Below are 17,114 nucleotides of genomic sequence, written 5' to 3' on the forward strand. Positions count from 1 at the left end.
GGCATACGAAGGTGAAGGAAACGAGCCAACTGGACAAAATGAATGATTTGCTAAAGCTGGTAGCACCGGGAACGCCGTTTCGCGACGGATTGGAGAACGTGCTGCGGGCGAAGACGGGCGCGCTGATCGTTGTGGGCTACAGCCCCGAGGTGATGGAGGTTGTCGACGGGGGCTTCTCCATCAACTGCGATTTCTCGCCGAACTATTTGTATGAGCTTGCCAAGATGGACGGCGCCATCATCTTGAGCGAAGACTTGAAACGGATACTATATGCCAACACCCAGCTCATCCCCGACTCATCCATTTCTTCCATTGAGACAGGGATACGTCACCGGACGGCGGAGCGGGTGGCGAAGCAGACGGGCAAGCTGGTGGTGTCCATCTCGCAGCGCCGGAATATCATTACATTGTATCAAGGCTCGCTGCGGTATGCGTTAAAGGAAATCGGCGTTATTTTGACCAAAGCCAACCAAGCGATTCAGACGCTGGAGCGGTACAGAGCCGTGCTCAACCAGTCGCTGACCAACCTGTCCGCCTCGGAATTCGAGGAGCTGGTTACGATCCCCGAAGTGGTCAACGTCATCCAGCGCGTAGAGATGGTGCTGCGCATCAAGAAGGAAATCAAGCGATATATTAACGAGCTTGGCAATGAAGGCCGGCTGATCAGCATGCAGATGGATGAGCTGGTAAGCAATATGGAGGAGGAAGCATGGCTCTTGTACGCGGATTATGCGCGCGAATACAGCGAAGAGAAGATCCGCGAGATCATTCTGGCGCTTAAACGTTCGACCGATGAAGAGCTCCTGGACATTCACCATATCGTCAGACTTCTCGGCTATCCAGCTTCCGCCGCCGCTTCCGAAGAAGAGATTCTGCCGCGCGGATACCGGATCCTGAACAAGATCCCGCGTCTGCCGAATGTCATCATCCGTAACCTAGTCGACCGGTTCCAGGATCTGTCCAGCATCATGTCCGCCTCGATCCACGAATTGGACGAAGTCGACGGCATCGGCGAGGTACGGGCACGGAACATCAAGGAAGGATTGAAGAGGCTGCAGGAGCAAGTGTTCATTGACAGACAGATTTAAAAGGCCTACAATCGAACAATCGGTGTTTGGAACGTTCAATTATACGAGGTGAATATAAAATGACGAAATCAATTCCGAACATGTTTACTTTAGGTAATCTGTTTCTCGGAATGATTGGCATCATCTTGGCGACAGAAGGCCGAACAAGTATGGCGGCCATTATGATTATCATCGCCATGCTTCTCGACGGTCTGGACGGCCGGGTGGCCCGGGCGCTGAATGCACAGAGCGAATTCGGCAAGGAACTGGATTCCTTATCGGATGTGATCTCATTTGGTGTAGCACCTGCACTTATTATGTATACAGTTGCTTTTACAGATATCAATTCAGCCTTGGCCTGGACCGTGACCGCGATCTTTCCGATGTGCGGAGCGCTTCGGCTTGCGAGATTCAACGTCCGTCCGGGAATACCGGGATACTTTATCGGCCTGCCGATCCCCGCTGCAGGCGGCGTGCTTGCTACGCTGGCGCTGTTCCATGAAGAGATTACGGCACCTTATATGATTTTTGGCATGTTGCTTCTTTCTTATCTCATGGTCAGTGCCGTCAAGTACCCGAACTTCAAGAAGATCGGCATTCCGAAAACGGCGATCAAATTCACGCCATTGGTCATTATCGGTGCCGTTATGGTGGCCGTGTTCTTTCCGGAGCAGACCTCCATGCTGATCTTTGTCCCGCTCGTGCTGTATGCCGGGTACGGCCTTCAGCAAAATTTCCGCAGACTGACGCGGAGAAAGCGCCGCAAGGATGACAGCCAATCGGATGAAGCCTATCGCTCCTCGGACCGGTAGGTCCGCTATGGCTTCATTAACTTCATTTGCAATCCAAACCGCGCGGGGTATGAAACGTTGGTGCCCGCGCACATTAAATAAAAAGCATTTATTTCCCTGCTCCTTGCAGAGAGATAAATGCTTTTTTGTGTTTATTTTGGAATACCCTAAATACCTGCAATCACTTATCCGGAACATGGCAGCTTTAGGACAGATTGAACAGACCCAGCGTCGAGCATTTCTGCGACTCCTTCACCACCACGTCATCCAGCTGAATATCGAGCAGATTGGCAAGGGCCGACATATAAAAAAGGTTGCGGCCAAGCTCGGAGCTAACCGCTTCGCGGCAGTTCTCGCACAGATGGCCCTGGACATGGGTGCCCACTAATTCCCGGGCGGATTCGAGATCAGCGTTGATATCGAAGGTTTGCTTCGTGGCATGGAGCTCGATGCATCCGCATTCTGTGATGGCTTTGGTAACGGCACGGTTGACTGATGCATTGCTTTGACCATTTTTCGACAGAACATCCAATAGACTGCGGTGACGGAGCAACAATTCGGAAACTTGATCCTGAAAGGCCTGTAAACTAGGAGCGCTCATTTATACATCCACCTCGATATTATGAATTGAGTTCATTATATTCCACTACTTCGGCCAATTTCAACCAGTTTCAGGCGTTTAGAGGGATTCGATTCCAGATTGCGGCCCACGCTGCGGGCCTGGAAATCGCGTGAGTTTCAACAGGGGGAAGGCGTGCGGTATGGGGATCCTGATAAAAAATATGCCCCGTAACGATTAGGTCGGCTGAAATTGGAGCATACTGGAAAATAGAAATAACCATAATTCAGTTTACAATAAGGAGGTGTGCGAAAGCTCATGTTAAAAAAAGCTATTTTAGCATTTACGGTATTATGCGGAGCATGGAGCGGCTATACGTTATATCATACAATCGAACGGTCATTTCCCGAGCTCTCGCCGATGTTTGGTCAAGGCGTGTTTGCGGCGGGGAGCGGTGCCTTCGCGCTGCTGGGAGGTTTATTATTCGGCATGATTGGCGTGCTGTCGGCGGAACGGGTGACCCGAAGCCTGCACAGCCTGATCTCTTCGTTCTCACGCATTCCGATGAATGATCTGGCAGCCGGAACAGCCGGGCTATTAGGCGGTCTTCTGTTATCCTTGCTTCTCTCGCCGGGATTATCCTTGTTAGGACAAGTCGGGCAGCTGCTGCAGGTGGGGATTACCGTGCTGGGCGGGTATCTCGGGCTTCGGATCGGACTGGAGAAGAAGGAAGAACTGGCTTCCTTGTGGATGTCGGGACGATGGAGCCAGGCGGCCGAGCCGGAAAGCCGGCGCGTCGAAGAGCATAAAATTCTGGATACCAGCGTCATTATCGACGGAAGAATTGCCGATATTTGCAAAACCGGGTTCATCGAAGGAACGATTGTCATTCCCGAGTTTGTACTGGAGGAGCTGCAGCACATTGCCGATTCGTCGGATTTGCTCAAGCGCAATCGCGGGCGCCGCGGACTTGATATTTTGAATAAAATCCAGAAAGAGCTGGATGTAAAGGTACTCATCTATGAAGGGGACTTCGAAGAAATCTCCGAGGTGGACAGCAAGCTCGTGAAGCTCGCTAAAGTGCTGCAGGGCAAGGTGGTCACGAACGATTTCAATTTGAACAAGGTATGCGAGCTGCAAGGCGTATCGGTGCTGAACATCAATGATTTGGCCAATGCGGTCAAGCCGGTCGTTCTGCCGGGCGAAGAAATCCTCGTGCAGATTATCAAGGACGGCAAGGAGCATGGCCAAGGCGTCGCCTATTTGGATGACGGCACGATGATCGTCGTTGAAGGCGGGCGCGAATATATCGGCACGATGATGGAAGTGCTCGTCACGAGCGTATTGCAAACCTCGGCGGGCCGGATGATCTTCGCCAAACCGAAACTGTTGGAAAAAGCCCAGTAAACGGAGTATGATGGGGATATACATATCCGCCTGCCGGCCAAGCGGACGGCAGGGGCTAAGACAGGAGTTTGGCGCATGAAGAACAGCTTTGGCGCCGTCATCGTGGCGGCGGGCAAGGGAACGCGAATGGGAACCAGGGAGAGCAAGCAGTATCTGGCTCTGGGCGGCAAGCCGATCATCATCCATACGCTTTCGGTGTTCAACCGGCTGCCGTGGCTGCAAGAGCTGGTGCTCGTCACCGGGGCGGAGGATGTTCCCCGCTGCAAATCCTGGGTGGAGGAATACGGGCTGGACAAGGTGACGGCAGTCATCCCGGGAGGCAGCGAAAGACAGCATTCCGTCTTTCAAGGCATGAAGCAGCTCTCCTCCGAATGGGTCATGATACATGACGGGGTCAGACCGTTTATTACCCCCGAGGAGATTGAAGCTTGCCGCGATGCGGCGATGGAGGTCGGCGCTTCCGTGCTGGGAGTGCCTGTGAAGGATACGATCAAGCAGGTGAACGGCCAGGGGCTGATAACAGGCACCCCGGACCGTCAAAGTCTGTGGGCCGCTGCGACCCCACAGACTTTTCGTCTTTCCGAGCTGCTTCCGGTGCATGAGAAGGCCGCAAGCGAAGGGTTTACCGGAACGGATGACGCGATGCTGATGGAATGGGCAGGCTATCCGGTGAAGGTGGTCGAGGGGAAATACAGCAACATCAAGATCACCACGCCGGAAGACCTGGAATACGCCGCATTTTTACAGAAACGTAAGGGAGAGAGTGTAGAATGATTCGTGTTGGACATGGATTTGATGTGCATCAGCTTGTGGAGGGCAGGCCTTGCATCATTGGCGGAGTTACGATTCCTTATGAAAAAGGGCTGCTCGGGCACTCGGACGCCGACGTGCTGCTGCATGCGATTGCGGATTCGATTCTCGGAGCGCTGGGGCTTGGCGATATCGGGCGCCATTTCCCGGATACCGACCCCGCATTTAAAGATGCGGACAGCCTCAAGCTGCTTGAACAGGTGTGGGTCATGGCTGCCGAGAAAGGGTATAAATTAGGGAACGTCGATGCTACGATCATCGCCCAGAAGCCGAAGATGGCTCCTTATATTCCGCAGATGGTAGAAGTAATCGCGAAGGCGCTGGATGCCGAGGTTGAGCAAGTCAACGTCAAGGCAACCACGACCGAGCAGCTCGGCTTCACCGGCCGCGGGGAAGGCATCGCGGCGCAATCGGTTGTCTGCCTTGTGAAAGGTATGCTATCATCTTGAAGGATGTTTGCAGGAATCATTGAAGAATTAGAAGCGGAGGGGTTGCAAATGACCGGAGAAGTCCGCGTGCGCTATGCACCGAGTCCGACGGGACATTTACATATCGGCAATGCCAGAACGGCATTATTCAATTATTTGTTCGCCCGCAAGAACAACGGGAAATTCATTATCCGGATCGAAGATACGGATGTGAAGCGCAATGTGGAAGGCGGAGAGCAAAGCCAGCTTAAATACCTGAAATGGCTTGGCATGGATTGGGACGAGAGCGTGGATGTCGGGGGCGAATACGGCCCGTACCGTCAAACCGAGCGCCTAGATATTTATAAGCAGTACTGGCAGGATCTTCTGGATCGCGGGCTTGCTTATCGCTGCTACTGCACGGAAGAGGAACTTGAGCAGGAGCGGGAGGAGCAAATGGCCCGCGGGGAGACGCCGCGCTATTCCGGTAAGCACCGGAACCTGACCGAAGAGGAGCGTCTTGCCCTGGAAGCGGAAGGACGCGTGCCGAGCATCCGTTTCCGAGTACCGGATGATCGCGTATACACGTTTGACGATATGGTGAAGGGAACGATCTCTTTTAACAGCAAAGAGACCGGCGACTTCGTCATCGTCAAGAAGGACGGAATTCCGACCTACAATTTCGCCGTGGCTGTAGATGACCATCTGATGAAGATCAGCCACGTGCTGCGCGGTGAGGACCATATCTCCAACACGCCGCGGCAGCTGATGATCTATGAAGCCTTCGGCTGGGAGCCGCCTCGCTTCGGCCATATGACGCTCATCGTCGGCGAGGATCACAAGAAGCTGAGCAAGCGGAATGAATCGATCATCCAGTTCATTGAGCAGTACGATCAGCTCGGTTATTTGCCGGAGGCGATGTTCAACTTTATTTCGCTGCTCGGCTGGTCGCCGGAAGGGGAAGAGGAGATTTTCTCCAAGGAGCAGCTGATCTCGATCTTTGACGAGAACCGGCTGTCCAAGAGCCCGGCCGTCTTCGATGCGAATAAGCTGGCTCACATCAACAACACCTACATCAAGAGCGCCGATCCGGAGCGGGTGGCAGCGCTGGCGATCCCGCACTTGCAGAAGGCGAGCCGCCTGCCTGCGGAGCTGACTCCCGAGCAGGAAGCCTGGGCGCGTGCACTGGTGGCGCTCTATCAAGAACAGATGACGGCCGCTTCGGATATCGTCGATCTGTCGGAGGTCTTCTTCCGCACGCATCTCGAGCTGGATGCGGAAGGCATTGAGATCATGAGCGGCGAGCAAGTGCCTGCCGTACTGTCCGCGTTCCTTAACAAAATCGAGCAATCGGACGAGTTCACCGCAGAGAAGATTGCGGCACTCATTAAGGAAGTCCAGAAGGAGACCGGCTTCAAGGGCAAACAGCTTTTCATGCCGATCCGGGTCGCATTGACCGGGCAGACGCACGGCCGGGACCTGAACCAGACGATTTGGCTGCTCGGCAGAGACCGGGTGCTGGACCGACTGCGTTCGCAGATCAAGGGCGCGTAAGAATAGGCTTTTCCAGGCAGATAATCCTTCTTGTCAGTTCCGTGTTTCATCAGTTATAATTACACTCAACTATAAGTGGAATATTCTTTGATAAAGGTTCAGATATTAACTCCTTAAGAAGAAGTAGCGCAGTGGACGGAATTGAGCTGTAGAAGCAACGCGTTCGCCTTTGTTTTCGGATTTCCCCCTTGAGAAAGTGATTAATAAGAAATCCGAAAACAACAGCGATCGAAAGCACAATCCGTCAACGGAGCGTCCTTTAGAGGAGGGTGGCTTCACCTATATCAACAAATAAACGTATAATAGCTTGGATCAGGAGAAGTACGCATCAAACAGGCACGTTCCAGAGAGGACAATCGGCAGATCAAGCTGCCGGCTGAGAGTTGTCCCGTTAGCCTGCAGCGGAAATGCACCTGTGAGCTGCATGGTTGAAGCGAACACCATCGTTAGATCATGCCGGTCGTCTGCCGTTAATGACTTGAAGAGGAATTGGCTTATGATCAATGCCCTGTTAAGGGAGGATCAGAAGGCCGATTCTAAGCAGAGTGGAACCGCGGTCGAACGCCTCTGCAGCGATAAGCTGCAGAGGCGTTTTTGTTATAGGGAATAACGATGAGGGACAGATGCATAACGCGATTGGAACAGGGAAAGAGGGAGCGTTCATGTTCAAACAGATGAAATCGGATATTCGGACAGTGTTTGAGAATGACCCGGCTGCCCGGGGGCTTTTTGAAGTGGTATTCACCTACTCGGGGCTTCATGCATTATGGGCCCATCGGGTTGCCCATGCCTTATTCAAGCGGCGCTGGTACACGCTGGCCCGGATCATATCCCAGATCAGCCGGTTTATGACCGGGATCGAGATCCACCCCGGCGCCCGGATCGGGCAAAGGCTGTTTATCGACCATGGCATGGGGGTTGTCATTGGCGAGACCTGTGAAATCGGGGACGATGTCGTCATTTACCAAGGGGTAACGCTCGGCGGTACCGGCAAGGAGAAGGGCAAGCGCCATCCGACGATCGGCAACAACGTTGTCATCGGCTCCGGCGCGAAAGTGCTAGGTTCCTTTGCGATTGGGGATAACTGTAATATCGGCTCCAACGCGGTGGTGCTGCGGCCGGTTCCGCCGAACAGCACCGTGGTCGGCAATCCCGGCAAAGTGGTGAAGCAGAACGGGGAGCGGGTTCGCGACCGTCTGGATCATACAAACCTGCCGGACCCGATCGTCGATACCCTTCGCTCGATGCAGAAAGAGATCGACCAGCTGCGTGCGGAGCTGGAGGAGACGAGACGGGAGCTGAAGAAGTCCGCGCCGGAGGTTATGCTGTCTTCGATTAATAAGGAATAACAAGCGATTGCGAGCGAAAGCATTGAACCGTTTATCAATATCGACGAATTCGATTCCGTTGCGGACGCTGCAAGGAGCGCTCTCCCCGAAAATCGGGGGCTTCTCGCACGCCGGACGCAATCTAGATGAAAGGAATGAGGGGATACAACATGGCGCTGCAAATCTATAACACATTGACCCGTATGAAAGAAACATTCGTTGCCCAGGAGGCAGGCAAGGTTAAGATTTATGTGTGCGGTCCTACCGTGTACGATTACATTCATATCGGAAATGCGCGTCCGATGATCTTTTTCGACGTCGTTCGCGCGTACTTCGAGCAGCAGGGCAATGACGTCAATTATGTCGTGAACTTTACGGATGTCGATGACAAAATGATCCGTAAAGCCGAACAGACCGGGACCACCGTTCCGGAGGTCGCGGATAAGTTTATCAAGGCTTACTATGAGGACCTCGACGGCCTCGGCATCCCGCGGGCGACTCTGAATCCGCGGGTAACGGACAACATGGACAACATCATTGAATTTATTCAGGACCTGGTCGATCGCGGCTTCGCTTATGAGAACGGAGGCGATGTTTTCTTCCGCACCCGCAAATTCGACGGATACGGGAAGCTGTCCCAGCAAAATCTCGATGAGCTGCAGTTCGGCATCCGGATCGAGGTGGATAAGCGCAAGGAAAATCCGGAGGATTTCGTGCTGTGGAAGGCTGCAAAGCCCGGCGAAATATACTGGAGCAGCCCGTGGGGTGACGGCCGTCCGGGATGGCATATCGAGTGCTCGGCCATGGCGCGCCGCTATCTAGGGGATACGCTCGATATCCACGGCGGCGGCCAGGATCTGCAGTTCCCGCACCATGAGTGCGAGGTGGCGCAGTCCGAGGCGCTGACAGGGAAGCCGCTAGCGAACTACTGGATGCATAACGGATACATTCGCATCAACAACGAGAAGATGTCGAAGTCGCTCGGAAACGGCGTATTGGTCAAGGATTTGCGCGAACAATATACGAAGGAAGCGGTACGCTACTTTATGCTGTCCACCCATTACCGCAATCCGCTCAACTTCAGCGAAGAGGTTATGAATCAGGCGCAGAACAGCGTGGAGCGTCTTGCCAATGCCGCCGCAAACGTCAAGCACCGGTTAAGCGCGGCAGTCGGCTCGCCGGATGCTGAAGCCGGCGAGGAGATCCGGAATAAAATGTCGGCGGTTCTTGCCGAATTTCATCAGAAAATGCAGGATGATTTCAATACGCCCGATGCGATAACGGCGATGTTCCAGTGGGCGAGCGAAGCGAACCAGCTGCTGCAGGAGCCTTCGATTCCGGCGGCGGATCTGCGGGAGGTGCTTGATGCCTTTAACGAGATGAACGGCGTGCTGCGGATCGTGAACACGGGCGAGGACGAAATGCTGGATGAGGAGATTGAACGCCTGATTGCCGAGCGTGTGGAGGCCAGAAAGAACAAAAACTGGGGAAGAGCGGACGAGATTCGCGACTTGCTGGCGGCCAAAGGCATCGTGCTGGAGGATACTGCGCAGGGCATGCGCTGGAAGCGCAAATGAGCGGGCCGGACTTTCAGGAGCCGGCCTTCGGCTGGTTCGACTTTCCGCCGTCGAAGCCGGCAAGGCTCATTCCGCCGATAGTGCTGGCCTATATCGGGGATGCGATTTATGAGGTCGCCGTGCGGCAGTATTTGATATCCCGGCCGAATCTTCGGCCGAATCACCTGCACCGGACGGCGACGGGACTTGTCTCGGCGAAGGCCCAGAGCCGGATTCTGGCGTACCTGGAGCCGCTCCTCACGGAAGAGGAGCAGGACATCGTTCGCCAGGGGCGCAATGCCAAATCCGGCAGCGTTCCGAAAAATGCGGATGTGCTGGAATATCGCCATGCGACGGCCTTTGAAACCTTGGTAGGGTATTTATATTATACGGGGCGGCAGGACCGGATTCGCGAGCTTGTCGGCAAAAGCATCGAGTACGTGGAACATTCGAAATAAGAGACGGGCTTGGACAGGCTTAGTGTCAGTCAATACATCAATGCATCATGAGAAACGAATCGAGCAGCCGGCTGGCGGCAAATGCCGCTCGTCCAGGCTTATATGCAGGAGGGTACAACATGCAGGAAGAGGAAATTGTCGCAGGCAAGCATTCCGTCACGGAAGCGCTGAGGTCGGGACGAACAATCAATAAAATATGGATCGCTGAAAATGCCCAGAAGCATTTAACCCAGCCGATCATCGCGGAAGCGAAGAAGCTTGGCATCGTCATCTCGCATGTGGACAAGCGCAAGCTGGATCAGATGGCTCCGGGCATTCAGCATCAAGGGGTCGTGGCACAGGTCGCGCCGTATGCGTACGTCGAGGTGGACGATCTGCTGAAAGCAGCCGAAGATAAGGGGGAGCCGCCGTTTCTGCTGCTGCTGGACGAGATCGAGGATCCGCATAATCTGGGATCGATCCTTAGAACGGCGGACTGCACCGGCGCGCACGGCGTTATTTTGCCCAAGCGCAGATCGGCGCAGATTACGGCAACGGTATCCAAGACGTCGGCAGGCGCCGTGGAGTATGTGCCTGTCGCAAGAGTAACCAATCTCGGCCAGACGATCGACCAGCTGAAGGAGATGGGCGTTTGGGTCGTAGGCACCGTGGTTGATGCCGTGCAGGAGCTGTACGACACTGACGTGTTTGAGGGGCCGGTAGCGATCGTCATCGGAAACGAAAATAAAGGGATGGGGCGTCTGATCCGCGAAAAATGCGATGTACTGGTTAAGCTTCCGATGGCCGGAACGATCAATTCGCTGAATGCTTCGGTTGCCGCTGGTGTCGTAATGTACGAAGTGCTTCGCCGTCGTCGCCTTCAGGGTTAGCCGCGATGGCCGATTGGCGGGATGTGCTGCTGGTCGATGGCTATAACATGATCGGCGGCTGGCCGTTTCTTGCCAAGCTTGCAAGCAGCAGCATGGAGGAAGCACGGGATGTGCTGCTTGCGAAGCTGGCGGATTATCAGGCTTATTCGGGACTCCGGGTCATCGCGATTTTTGACGCGTACCGGGTGCCGGGATTGGGCAAATCCTATACGCAGGGCAAGGTCCAGGTATACTTCACGAAGGAGAAGGAAACCGCGGACGAATGCATCGAGCGCCTGGTGGGGGAATTCAGCCATCGCCGGCGCAAAATCTATGTAGCAACCAGTGATCTCATCGAACAGCATATCATCTTTGCCCGCGGCGCTCTCCGCTTATCCGCAAGGGAACTGCTGAACGAAGTCGAGCAGAGCGAACGCGAGGTGAAGCAGAAGATTGCCAAGGAGCAGACCAAAGGCCGAAATACCCTCGACGGCAAGCTTCCGCCCGATATAAAACAGATGTTCGAGCGTTGGCGGAGGGAGTAGTCCTGCAAGCGTATGCTATTGCAAATCTATGAGTAACCTACGAGAAACCATGAAAATCTTACATTTAATGTTAATATCACTCTATATTAGGTAGATCGTGGTTGACGGTCTAGTAGACATCATATATACTTGTCATATATTTCAAGCGAGTGACGGGCTACCGTGCGTTCCGGGCCGGAGGGATTCTATTGAGTGTGGACCTCAAGGAAGTCATGTTGTCAGGGTATGATGTGATAAGTGATGAAGACATTGTCGAGGCGGTCCGTGAAGGTGACAGCGGGGCGCTGGAGTATTTGATCAATAAGTACCGGAATTTTGTACGTGCTAAAGCCCGTTCTTATTTTCTGATAGGAGCCGACCGGGAGGATATCGTCCAGGAAGGCATGATCGGGCTGTACAAGGCAATACGTGATTTTAAAGGGGATAAGCTGTCCTCGTTCAAGGCCTTTGCCGAGCTCTGCATTACCAGGCAAATTATTACGGCGATCAAGACGGCCACGAGACAGAAGCATATTCCGCTCAATTCGTATGTCTCATTGGACAAGCCTATTTATGATGAGGATTCCGACCGTACGCTGCTGGACGTTATTTGCGGCACGGCGGTAAGCGATCCGGAAGAACTGATCATTAATCAAGAGGAGTTCGTCGGTCTGGAGGATAAGATGTCCGAGATTTTGAGCGATCTGGAGCGTAAGGTTCTGATGCTCTATCTGGACGGGCGTTCCTACCAGGAAATCGCGGTAGATTTAAGGCGTCATGTGAAATCGATTGATAATGCTCTCCAGCGTGTCAAGCGCAAGCTTGAACGGTATCTGGAGGTCAGGGATAACTAAAGGCTTGGCAGGCGGTTAAGGGAAGGCTCCAATCAGAGCCTTTTTTTCATTATCTGGACCATAGGGTGCGGTCTGTCGGCTTCCAAGCCTGAAGGATGGTTTTGTCGTTGATATGCTATATGTCCGTCCGGGCGGCATGCATCCCTTAAAAAGTGCCCCATCCGGTGTTTTATCAGCTGGAAGATTGAACATACTGGTATAGACGTAAACGGCTGTCATGTTGAGAACACGCTTCGGCGCAGCTTTGCTGTTCAAGGCAGGATGCCTGCAAGAACTTTACAACCGGTGCCTCGGTTTACTTGCTAATGGCATTTATTGCAGCCCGCGATCAGAGAGAAAAAGGCTTGAAATGGCTCTATCCATATGATAAAGTGTTTTAGGTAGGCCTAAATTCGCGTGTTTTATGAATGGATCGTTGTTACAAGCGCTTGGAACAGCGGTTTTATTCATCTCGCAGAAATAATCAGGCTTCCCCCTAGGAAGCAAGGTTGTTTCTACTAGGATCAATATCGGTTCTTCTGGTGAAGAAGGACGTCTTCGGGAGGTGCACATCATGCGGGTAATTATCACTTTGGCTTGTACAAGCTGCAAACAAAGAAACTACACAACCACCAAAAACAAGCGAAATCACCCCGACCGCATGGAGATGAAGAAATTTTGCAAGTTCTGTAACGAGCAAACTCCTCATCGCGAAACCAGATAGTTTTCATTTGGAGGTGTAGTCGGCGTGAAACGTGGTTTCAAGTCTCTGTTTTCCTTTTTCTCTGAAAGCTGGGCGGAACTTAAAAAGGTTCGCTGGCCCAATCGTAAAGAACTGACGAACTATACTCTAATCGTTCTAGGCACCATTGTGTTTGTCACGATTTATTTTTGGGTTATAGACATCGGCATTTCCGCTGTGATCGAAGCGATTATTTAGAAGGGTCCCAGGTGGCTTGATATGGAAAAAAGATGGTATGTAGTTCATACCTATTCCGGGTATGAGAATAAAGTCAAAGCCAATTTGGAAAAACGTGTCGAGTCCATGGGCATGGAGGACAAAATATTCCGCGTTCTTGTTCCGATGGAAGAAGAAGTGGTAAACAAGGATGGCAAGAAGAAAACGGTCATGCGGAAAGTTTACCCGGGATATGTCTTGGTCGAAATGATTCAAACTGATGATTCTTGGTATGTTGTCCGCAACACGCCAGGAGTGACCGGGTTTGTCGGTTCGACGGGATCCGGTTCTAAACCGACGCCTTTGCTTCCGGAAGAAGTGGAACAGATTCTGAAGCATATGGGCATGGAGGAACCGAAACCGAAGATCGAATTCGATATCAAAGAATCCGTTCGGATCAAGGTTGGTCCTTTTGCGAATTTTGTGGGCTCCGTGGAAGAGATTTTGGCTGATAAGAGCAAGTTGAAGGTTCACGTCAACATGTTTGGACGGGAAACCCCGCTTGAGCTGGATTACACTCAAGTGGAGAAGATATAGATTTCGTTCTTCGGGTTTCTTGTGGGAGGGCGTCTAACCGCGTCCGCTACCACTATTGATGCAAGGAGGTGTCAACCATGGCTAAAAAGGTTATCAAAGTTGTTAAACTGCAAATTCCTGCAGGTAAAGCGAACCCAGCTCCTCCAGTAGGTCCTGCATTGGGTCAAGCGGGTGTCAACATCATGGCATTCTGTAAAGAATTCAACGCGCGTACCGCTGATCAAGCTGGTCTGATCATCCCGGTTGAAATTTCGGTATTCGAGGATCGTTCCTTTACGTTCATCACGAAAACTCCACCGGCTGCTGTTCTGCTTCGCGTGGCTGCTAAGATCGAAAAAGGATCCGGCGAGCCTAACAAGAAGAAAGTCGCTACCGTTAAGCGCGACGCTGTGCGTCAAATCGCTGAAACGAAAATGCCTGACCTGAACGCTGCATCTGTTGAAGCTGCAATGAAGATGGTAGAAGGTACTGCCCGCAGTATGGGTATCACAATCGAGGACTAATCGTCTCTCGAACGTTAAACCGGATGCGTGGCATCCGGAACATGTGGGAGGAAATTCCGCTAACACCACAAAGGAGGAAAAAACAATCATGGCTAAACACGGTAAGAAATACGTTGAAGCTGCGAAGCTGATCGACAGCGAAGCAACTTATGAGCCTTTGGAAGCTGTAGAGCTTGTGAAGAAGGCTGCAACGGCTAAATTCGACGAAACTGTCGAAGTGGCTGTGCGTTTGGGTGTAGACCCTCGTAAACAAGACCAGGCTGTTCGCGGTGTTGTTGTACTGCCACACGGTACAGGTAAGACACAACGCGTTCTGGTATTTGCAAAAGGTGAAAAAGCGAAGGAAGCGGAAGCGGCTGGCGCAGATTTTGTTGGCGATCAGGACATGATCAACAAAATCCAACAAGGCTGGTTCGATTTCGATGTCTGCGTAGCTACACCTGATATGATGAGCGAAGTCGGTAAACTTGGCCGTCTGCTCGGTGGTAAAGGCCTGATGCCTAACCCTAAAGCCGGTACGGTTACATTCGAGGTTGCCAAGGCTGTTCAAGAAATCAAAGCTGGTAAAATCGAGTACCGTCTGGACAAAGCAGGTCAAATTCACGCTCCGATCGGTAAAGTGTCCTTCAGTGCAGATCAACTGAATGAGAACCTCAAAGCTCTCATCGATGCATTGAATCGTGCGAAGCCGGCTGCCGCTAAAGGTGTATACCTGAAAGGCATCGCTGTTTCCTCGACCATGGGACCTAGCGCTCGCGTGAGCACAGCTGTTTACAGATAATATTTTTCCATTGACTTTGGTCATGGACATTTGATATTATGTAACAGTTGTGAGTCTTAGAGACTGACCCCTAAAGTTGAATATGCTTACCGTAGACAGTAGGTGCCCTAAGCAGGCTTAATTTCCTACCGAGGTGTTATGATAGAACGTCAGCAGCTTGTCCGGACATTCCGGTCAAATGATGATTCATCAGGCCTTCGTGATTCTACGGAGGCTTTTTTAGTGCCCGTAGGAAGAGCGGGGGGCAAGTGATTTGCTCCTAGCGCTACTAATACAACCAGGAGGTGTAAACATTGGCAAACGCAAAAGTGATTCAAGCGAAACAAGAAGCGGTTGAGGTGATTGCAGCTAAATTGCGCGAGAGCGTGACGACTGTTGTTGCGGACTACCGTGGTTTGAACGTATCGCAAGTTACCGAACTGCGTAAGCAGCTTCGTGAAGCTGGCGTTGAGTTCCAAGTATTGAAGAACTCGTTGCTTCGCCGTGCGACTGCAGCTGCTGAGCTGTCCGAGCTTGACGAAGTATTGACTGGACCTACAGCTGTAGCGTTTGGTACCAATGACGCTGTCGCTCCAGCAAAAATCCTGAATGATTTTGCGAAGAAGAACGAAGCGTTGAAATTGAAAGGCGCAGTAGTAGAAGGCCGTGTGGTTGGAGAGAGCGAAATCAAGGCTCTGGCAGAACTTCCATCCCGCGAAGGTCTCCTCTCCATGCTCCTCAGCGTGCTTCAAGCTCCAGTGCGCAACTTCGCGCTTGCAGTTAAAGCCGTTGCTGAGAAGGAAGAGCAAAGCGCATAAGCTTGGGCTTGCCCGAGTGGTGTAACAACAACTATTAAATCTTAATTATAAATGGAGGTTCAACTTAAATGAGCAAAGAGCAAATCTTGGAAGCAATTAAAGGTATGTCTGTTCTGGAACTGAACGATCTTGTTAAAGCAATCGAAGAAGAATTCGGTGTAACTGCTGCAGCTCCAGTAGCTGTTGTAGGTGGCGCTGGTGCAGCTGAAGCTGCTGAGCAATCCGAATTCGACGTAATCCTGGCAAGCGCTGGCGCTTCCAAGATCAACGTAATCAAAGTGGTTCGCGAAATCACTGGTCTTGGCTTGAAAGAAGCAAAAGAACTGGTTGACAACGCTCCAAAACCATTGAAAGAAAAAGTATCCAAAGACGAAGCTGAAGCTGTTAAAGCTAAGTTGGAAGAAGCAGGCGCTTCCGTAGAAGTGAAGTAATTGCTTCCATAACCGAATCGTCAGCATGAGACAAACCCCTTGAATTTTGGTTCAAGGGGTTTGTTATTGTGGCGGGAAATCTTTTATACTGTTTCTAAAAAAGATAGGACATACTGGTTAATGAAGGGACAGTGCGCCTAGGCCAGTCATGATCTTATGGATCATAATGGAACGACGGTGCTACGATTTACAGGAGGGCAAGAATGCCGAATCAACATTATTACTCGAATCAGCCGGAAACCGCACATGACCGTAAAGAGCTGAAGGCCGAGCTCCGGGGACACTCGCTGAGCTTCATCAGCGATGCCGGGGTGTTCTCCAAGAGCGGCATTGATTATGGCAGCCGGGTGCTGATCGACGCGATGGAATTCGCGCCGGATGCTTCCGTGCTGGATGTGGGCTGCGGGTACGGCCCGATTGGACTGACGGCGGCCAGACTGGCCCCGCAAGGACATGTAACCATGATCGACATTAACAGCCGTGCCGTGGAGCTTGCCCGGGAAAATGCGAGGCATAACGGCATTGCCAATGTGACGATTCTGGAGAGCGATTTGTTTGCGGCAGTCAAGGATCAAGCGTTCGACGTGGTGTTGACGAACCCGCCGATCCGTGCCGGGAAGGAAACGGTGCATACGATTTTTGCGGAAGCATGGAATCATTTGCGCCAGGGCGGCCAGCTGTGGGTTGTGATTCAGAAGAAGCAGGGGGCACCGTCCGCGAAGGCCAAGCTGGAAGCGTTGTTTGGGCAGGTGGAGGAAGTGACGAAGGATAAGGGATATCGGATATTCAAAGCAACCAAAGCCTGAACGAAGGATGACGAGATCTACCGAGGATGAAGGCCTTTGATTCCACGGGACTTGTCAGCAAGGTGAAACTTCTGGAGAAGATAGAGTCCTCTGAGAGGCTTAACGGATTTTCATACCGAAGACTCTTGAAATGCAAAATAAAATACAGCATGGGCTGTT

At 52.2% G+C, this 17,114-nt stretch carries 21 protein-coding genes and 1 other annotated feature; of the genes, 20 read left to right on the top strand and 1 reads right to left on the bottom strand.

Annotated elements, in window-relative coordinates; all coding sequences use genetic code 11:
- Positions 1-11 precede the first annotated feature (11 nt).
- Positions 12-1,088 (top strand): DNA integrity scanning diadenylate cyclase DisA, encoded by a 1,077-nt coding sequence (gene disA, locus NST44_RS08290; protein ID WP_007132594.1) that lies wholly within the window; start codon positions 12-14, stop codon positions 1,086-1,088.
- Positions 1,089-1,147: 59 nt separating this feature from the next.
- On the top strand, positions 1,148-1,879 hold the full coding sequence (pssA, locus tag NST44_RS08295; RefSeq protein ID WP_007132593.1) for a CDP-diacylglycerol--serine O-phosphatidyltransferase: 732 nt from the start codon (positions 1,148-1,150) through the stop codon (positions 1,877-1,879).
- Between the two features lie 184 nt (positions 1,880-2,063).
- On the opposite strand, the gene NST44_RS08300 is transcribed toward pssA, so the two are convergent.
- Positions 2,064-2,459: a hypothetical protein gene (locus NST44_RS08300; protein ID WP_007132592.1), complete on the bottom strand. Its 396-nt coding sequence runs from the start codon at positions 2,457-2,459 to the stop codon at positions 2,064-2,066.
- Positions 2,460-2,735: 276 nt separating this feature from the next.
- Here NST44_RS08300 and NST44_RS08305 point away from each other — a divergent pair, with 276 nt between their 5' ends.
- The 18 genes from NST44_RS08305 (at position 2,736) to NST44_RS08390 (ending at position 16,955) form a co-directional block, all read left to right on the top strand.
- The gene (locus NST44_RS08305; RefSeq protein WP_007132591.1) at positions 2,736-3,824 is read left to right on the top strand and encodes a PIN/TRAM domain-containing protein; all 1,089 of its coding nucleotides are present in this window, start codon (positions 2,736-2,738) and stop codon (positions 3,822-3,824) included.
- A 75-nt stretch (positions 3,825-3,899) separates the two neighbouring features.
- Positions 3,900-4,598, top strand: coding sequence for a 2-C-methyl-D-erythritol 4-phosphate cytidylyltransferase (ispD, locus tag NST44_RS08310; RefSeq protein WP_144870422.1), 699 nt, complete (start codon positions 3,900-3,902; stop codon positions 4,596-4,598).
- On the top strand, positions 4,595-5,083 hold the full coding sequence (gene ispF, locus NST44_RS08315; RefSeq protein WP_340898822.1) for a 2-C-methyl-D-erythritol 2,4-cyclodiphosphate synthase: 489 nt from the start codon (positions 4,595-4,597) through the stop codon (positions 5,081-5,083). The genes ispD and ispF overlap by 4 nt, the downstream gene beginning before the upstream one ends.
- Positions 5,084-5,131: 48 nt before the next feature.
- Positions 5,132-6,595, top strand: coding sequence for a glutamate--tRNA ligase (gltX, locus tag NST44_RS08320; protein WP_340898825.1), 1,464 nt, complete (start codon positions 5,132-5,134; stop codon positions 6,593-6,595).
- Between the two features lie 662 nt (positions 6,596-7,257).
- Positions 7,258-7,944 carry a serine O-acetyltransferase gene (gene cysE, locus NST44_RS08325; protein ID WP_040740229.1) on the top strand — a complete coding sequence of 229 codons (687 nt, stop codon included), beginning with the start codon at positions 7,258-7,260 and terminating at the stop codon, positions 7,942-7,944.
- A 149-nt stretch (positions 7,945-8,093) separates the two neighbouring features.
- Entirely contained in the window at positions 8,094-9,500 is a 1,407-nt protein-coding gene (gene cysS / locus NST44_RS08330) for a cysteine--tRNA ligase (protein ID WP_007132586.1), read from the top strand.
- Positions 9,497-9,937: a Mini-ribonuclease 3 gene (locus NST44_RS08335; protein WP_007132585.1), complete on the top strand. Its 441-nt coding sequence runs from the start codon at positions 9,497-9,499 to the stop codon at positions 9,935-9,937. The genes cysS and NST44_RS08335 overlap by 4 nt, the downstream gene beginning before the upstream one ends.
- A gap of 119 nt (positions 9,938-10,056) precedes the next feature.
- Complete coding sequence (gene rlmB, locus NST44_RS08340; RefSeq protein WP_007132584.1) at positions 10,057-10,806, top strand: 23S rRNA (guanosine(2251)-2'-O)-methyltransferase RlmB; 750 nt, start codon at positions 10,057-10,059, stop codon at positions 10,804-10,806.
- 5 nt (positions 10,807-10,811) lie between these two features.
- Positions 10,812-11,330, top strand: a complete 519-nt coding sequence (locus NST44_RS08345) for an NYN domain-containing protein (RefSeq protein WP_007132583.1) — start codon at positions 10,812-10,814, stop codon at positions 11,328-11,330.
- A gap of 188 nt (positions 11,331-11,518) precedes the next feature.
- Positions 11,519-12,163, top strand: a complete 645-nt coding sequence (gene sigH / locus NST44_RS08350; RefSeq protein WP_006212942.1) for an RNA polymerase sporulation sigma factor SigH — start codon at positions 11,519-11,521, stop codon at positions 12,161-12,163.
- 553 nt (positions 12,164-12,716) lie between these two features.
- Positions 12,717-12,866: a 50S ribosomal protein L33 gene (gene rpmG, locus NST44_RS08355; protein WP_006212941.1), complete on the top strand. Its 150-nt coding sequence runs from the start codon at positions 12,717-12,719 to the stop codon at positions 12,864-12,866.
- Positions 12,867-12,890: 24 nt separating this feature from the next.
- The gene (gene secE, locus NST44_RS08360; RefSeq protein ID WP_007132582.1) at positions 12,891-13,082 is read left to right on the top strand and encodes a preprotein translocase subunit SecE; all 192 of its coding nucleotides are present in this window, start codon (positions 12,891-12,893) and stop codon (positions 13,080-13,082) included.
- 21 nt (positions 13,083-13,103) lie between these two features.
- Positions 13,104-13,637 (top strand): transcription termination/antitermination protein NusG, encoded by a 534-nt coding sequence (nusG, locus tag NST44_RS08365; protein WP_007132581.1) that lies wholly within the window; start codon positions 13,104-13,106, stop codon positions 13,635-13,637.
- Positions 13,638-13,714: 77 nt separating this feature from the next.
- On the top strand, positions 13,715-14,140 hold the full coding sequence (gene rplK, locus NST44_RS08370) for a 50S ribosomal protein L11 (RefSeq protein WP_007132580.1): 426 nt from the start codon (positions 13,715-13,717) through the stop codon (positions 14,138-14,140).
- An 88-nt stretch (positions 14,141-14,228) separates the two neighbouring features.
- Complete coding sequence (gene rplA, locus NST44_RS08375) at positions 14,229-14,921, top strand: 50S ribosomal protein L1 (protein ID WP_213616963.1); 693 nt, start codon at positions 14,229-14,231, stop codon at positions 14,919-14,921.
- Positions 14,922-14,992: 71 nt separating this feature from the next.
- Positions 14,993-15,151, top strand: a sequence feature (ribosomal protein L10 leader region).
- A gap of 63 nt (positions 15,152-15,214) precedes the next feature.
- Entirely contained in the window at positions 15,215-15,718 is a 504-nt protein-coding gene (rplJ, locus tag NST44_RS08380) for a 50S ribosomal protein L10 (protein ID WP_007132578.1), read from the top strand.
- A gap of 68 nt (positions 15,719-15,786) precedes the next feature.
- The gene (rplL, locus tag NST44_RS08385; RefSeq protein WP_007132577.1) at positions 15,787-16,149 is read left to right on the top strand and encodes a 50S ribosomal protein L7/L12; all 363 of its coding nucleotides are present in this window, start codon (positions 15,787-15,789) and stop codon (positions 16,147-16,149) included.
- Between the two features lie 203 nt (positions 16,150-16,352).
- Positions 16,353-16,955, top strand: coding sequence for a class I SAM-dependent methyltransferase (locus NST44_RS08390; protein WP_251537807.1), 603 nt, complete (start codon positions 16,353-16,355; stop codon positions 16,953-16,955).
- Positions 16,956-17,114: the final 159 nt, after the last annotated feature.

The organism is Paenibacillus sp. FSL W8-0919 (assembly GCF_038003785.1).
GTDB lineage: Bacteria > Bacillota > Bacilli > Paenibacillales > Paenibacillaceae > Paenibacillus_AQ > Paenibacillus_AQ lactis.

Coding starts and splice junctions, on each gene's coding strand:
- pssA (WP_007132593.1), top strand. CDS start 1,148: ATGACGAAATCAATTCCGAACATGTTTACTTTAGGTAATCTGTTTCTC.
- NST44_RS08300 (WP_007132592.1), bottom strand. CDS start 2,459: ATGAGCGCTCCTAGTTTACAGGCCTTTCAGGATCAAGTTTCCGAATTG.
- NST44_RS08305 (WP_007132591.1), top strand. CDS start 2,736: ATGTTAAAAAAAGCTATTTTAGCATTTACGGTATTATGCGGAGCATGG.
- ispD (WP_144870422.1), top strand. CDS start 3,900: ATGAAGAACAGCTTTGGCGCCGTCATCGTGGCGGCGGGCAAGGGAACG.
- ispF (WP_340898822.1), top strand. CDS start 4,595: ATGATTCGTGTTGGACATGGATTTGATGTGCATCAGCTTGTGGAGGGC.
- gltX (WP_340898825.1), top strand. CDS start 5,132: ATGACCGGAGAAGTCCGCGTGCGCTATGCACCGAGTCCGACGGGACAT.
- cysE (WP_040740229.1), top strand. CDS start 7,258: ATGTTCAAACAGATGAAATCGGATATTCGGACAGTGTTTGAGAATGAC.
- cysS (WP_007132586.1), top strand. CDS start 8,094: ATGGCGCTGCAAATCTATAACACATTGACCCGTATGAAAGAAACATTC.
- NST44_RS08335 (WP_007132585.1), top strand. CDS start 9,497: ATGAGCGGGCCGGACTTTCAGGAGCCGGCCTTCGGCTGGTTCGACTTT.
- rlmB (WP_007132584.1), top strand. CDS start 10,057: ATGCAGGAAGAGGAAATTGTCGCAGGCAAGCATTCCGTCACGGAAGCG.
- NST44_RS08345 (WP_007132583.1), top strand. CDS start 10,812: ATGGCCGATTGGCGGGATGTGCTGCTGGTCGATGGCTATAACATGATC.
- rpmG (WP_006212941.1), top strand. CDS start 12,717: ATGCGGGTAATTATCACTTTGGCTTGTACAAGCTGCAAACAAAGAAAC.
- nusG (WP_007132581.1), top strand. CDS start 13,104: ATGGAAAAAAGATGGTATGTAGTTCATACCTATTCCGGGTATGAGAAT.
- rplK (WP_007132580.1), top strand. CDS start 13,715: ATGGCTAAAAAGGTTATCAAAGTTGTTAAACTGCAAATTCCTGCAGGT.
- rplA (WP_213616963.1), top strand. CDS start 14,229: ATGGCTAAACACGGTAAGAAATACGTTGAAGCTGCGAAGCTGATCGAC.
- rplL (WP_007132577.1), top strand. CDS start 15,787: ATGAGCAAAGAGCAAATCTTGGAAGCAATTAAAGGTATGTCTGTTCTG.
- NST44_RS08390 (WP_251537807.1), top strand. CDS start 16,353: ATGCCGAATCAACATTATTACTCGAATCAGCCGGAAACCGCACATGAC.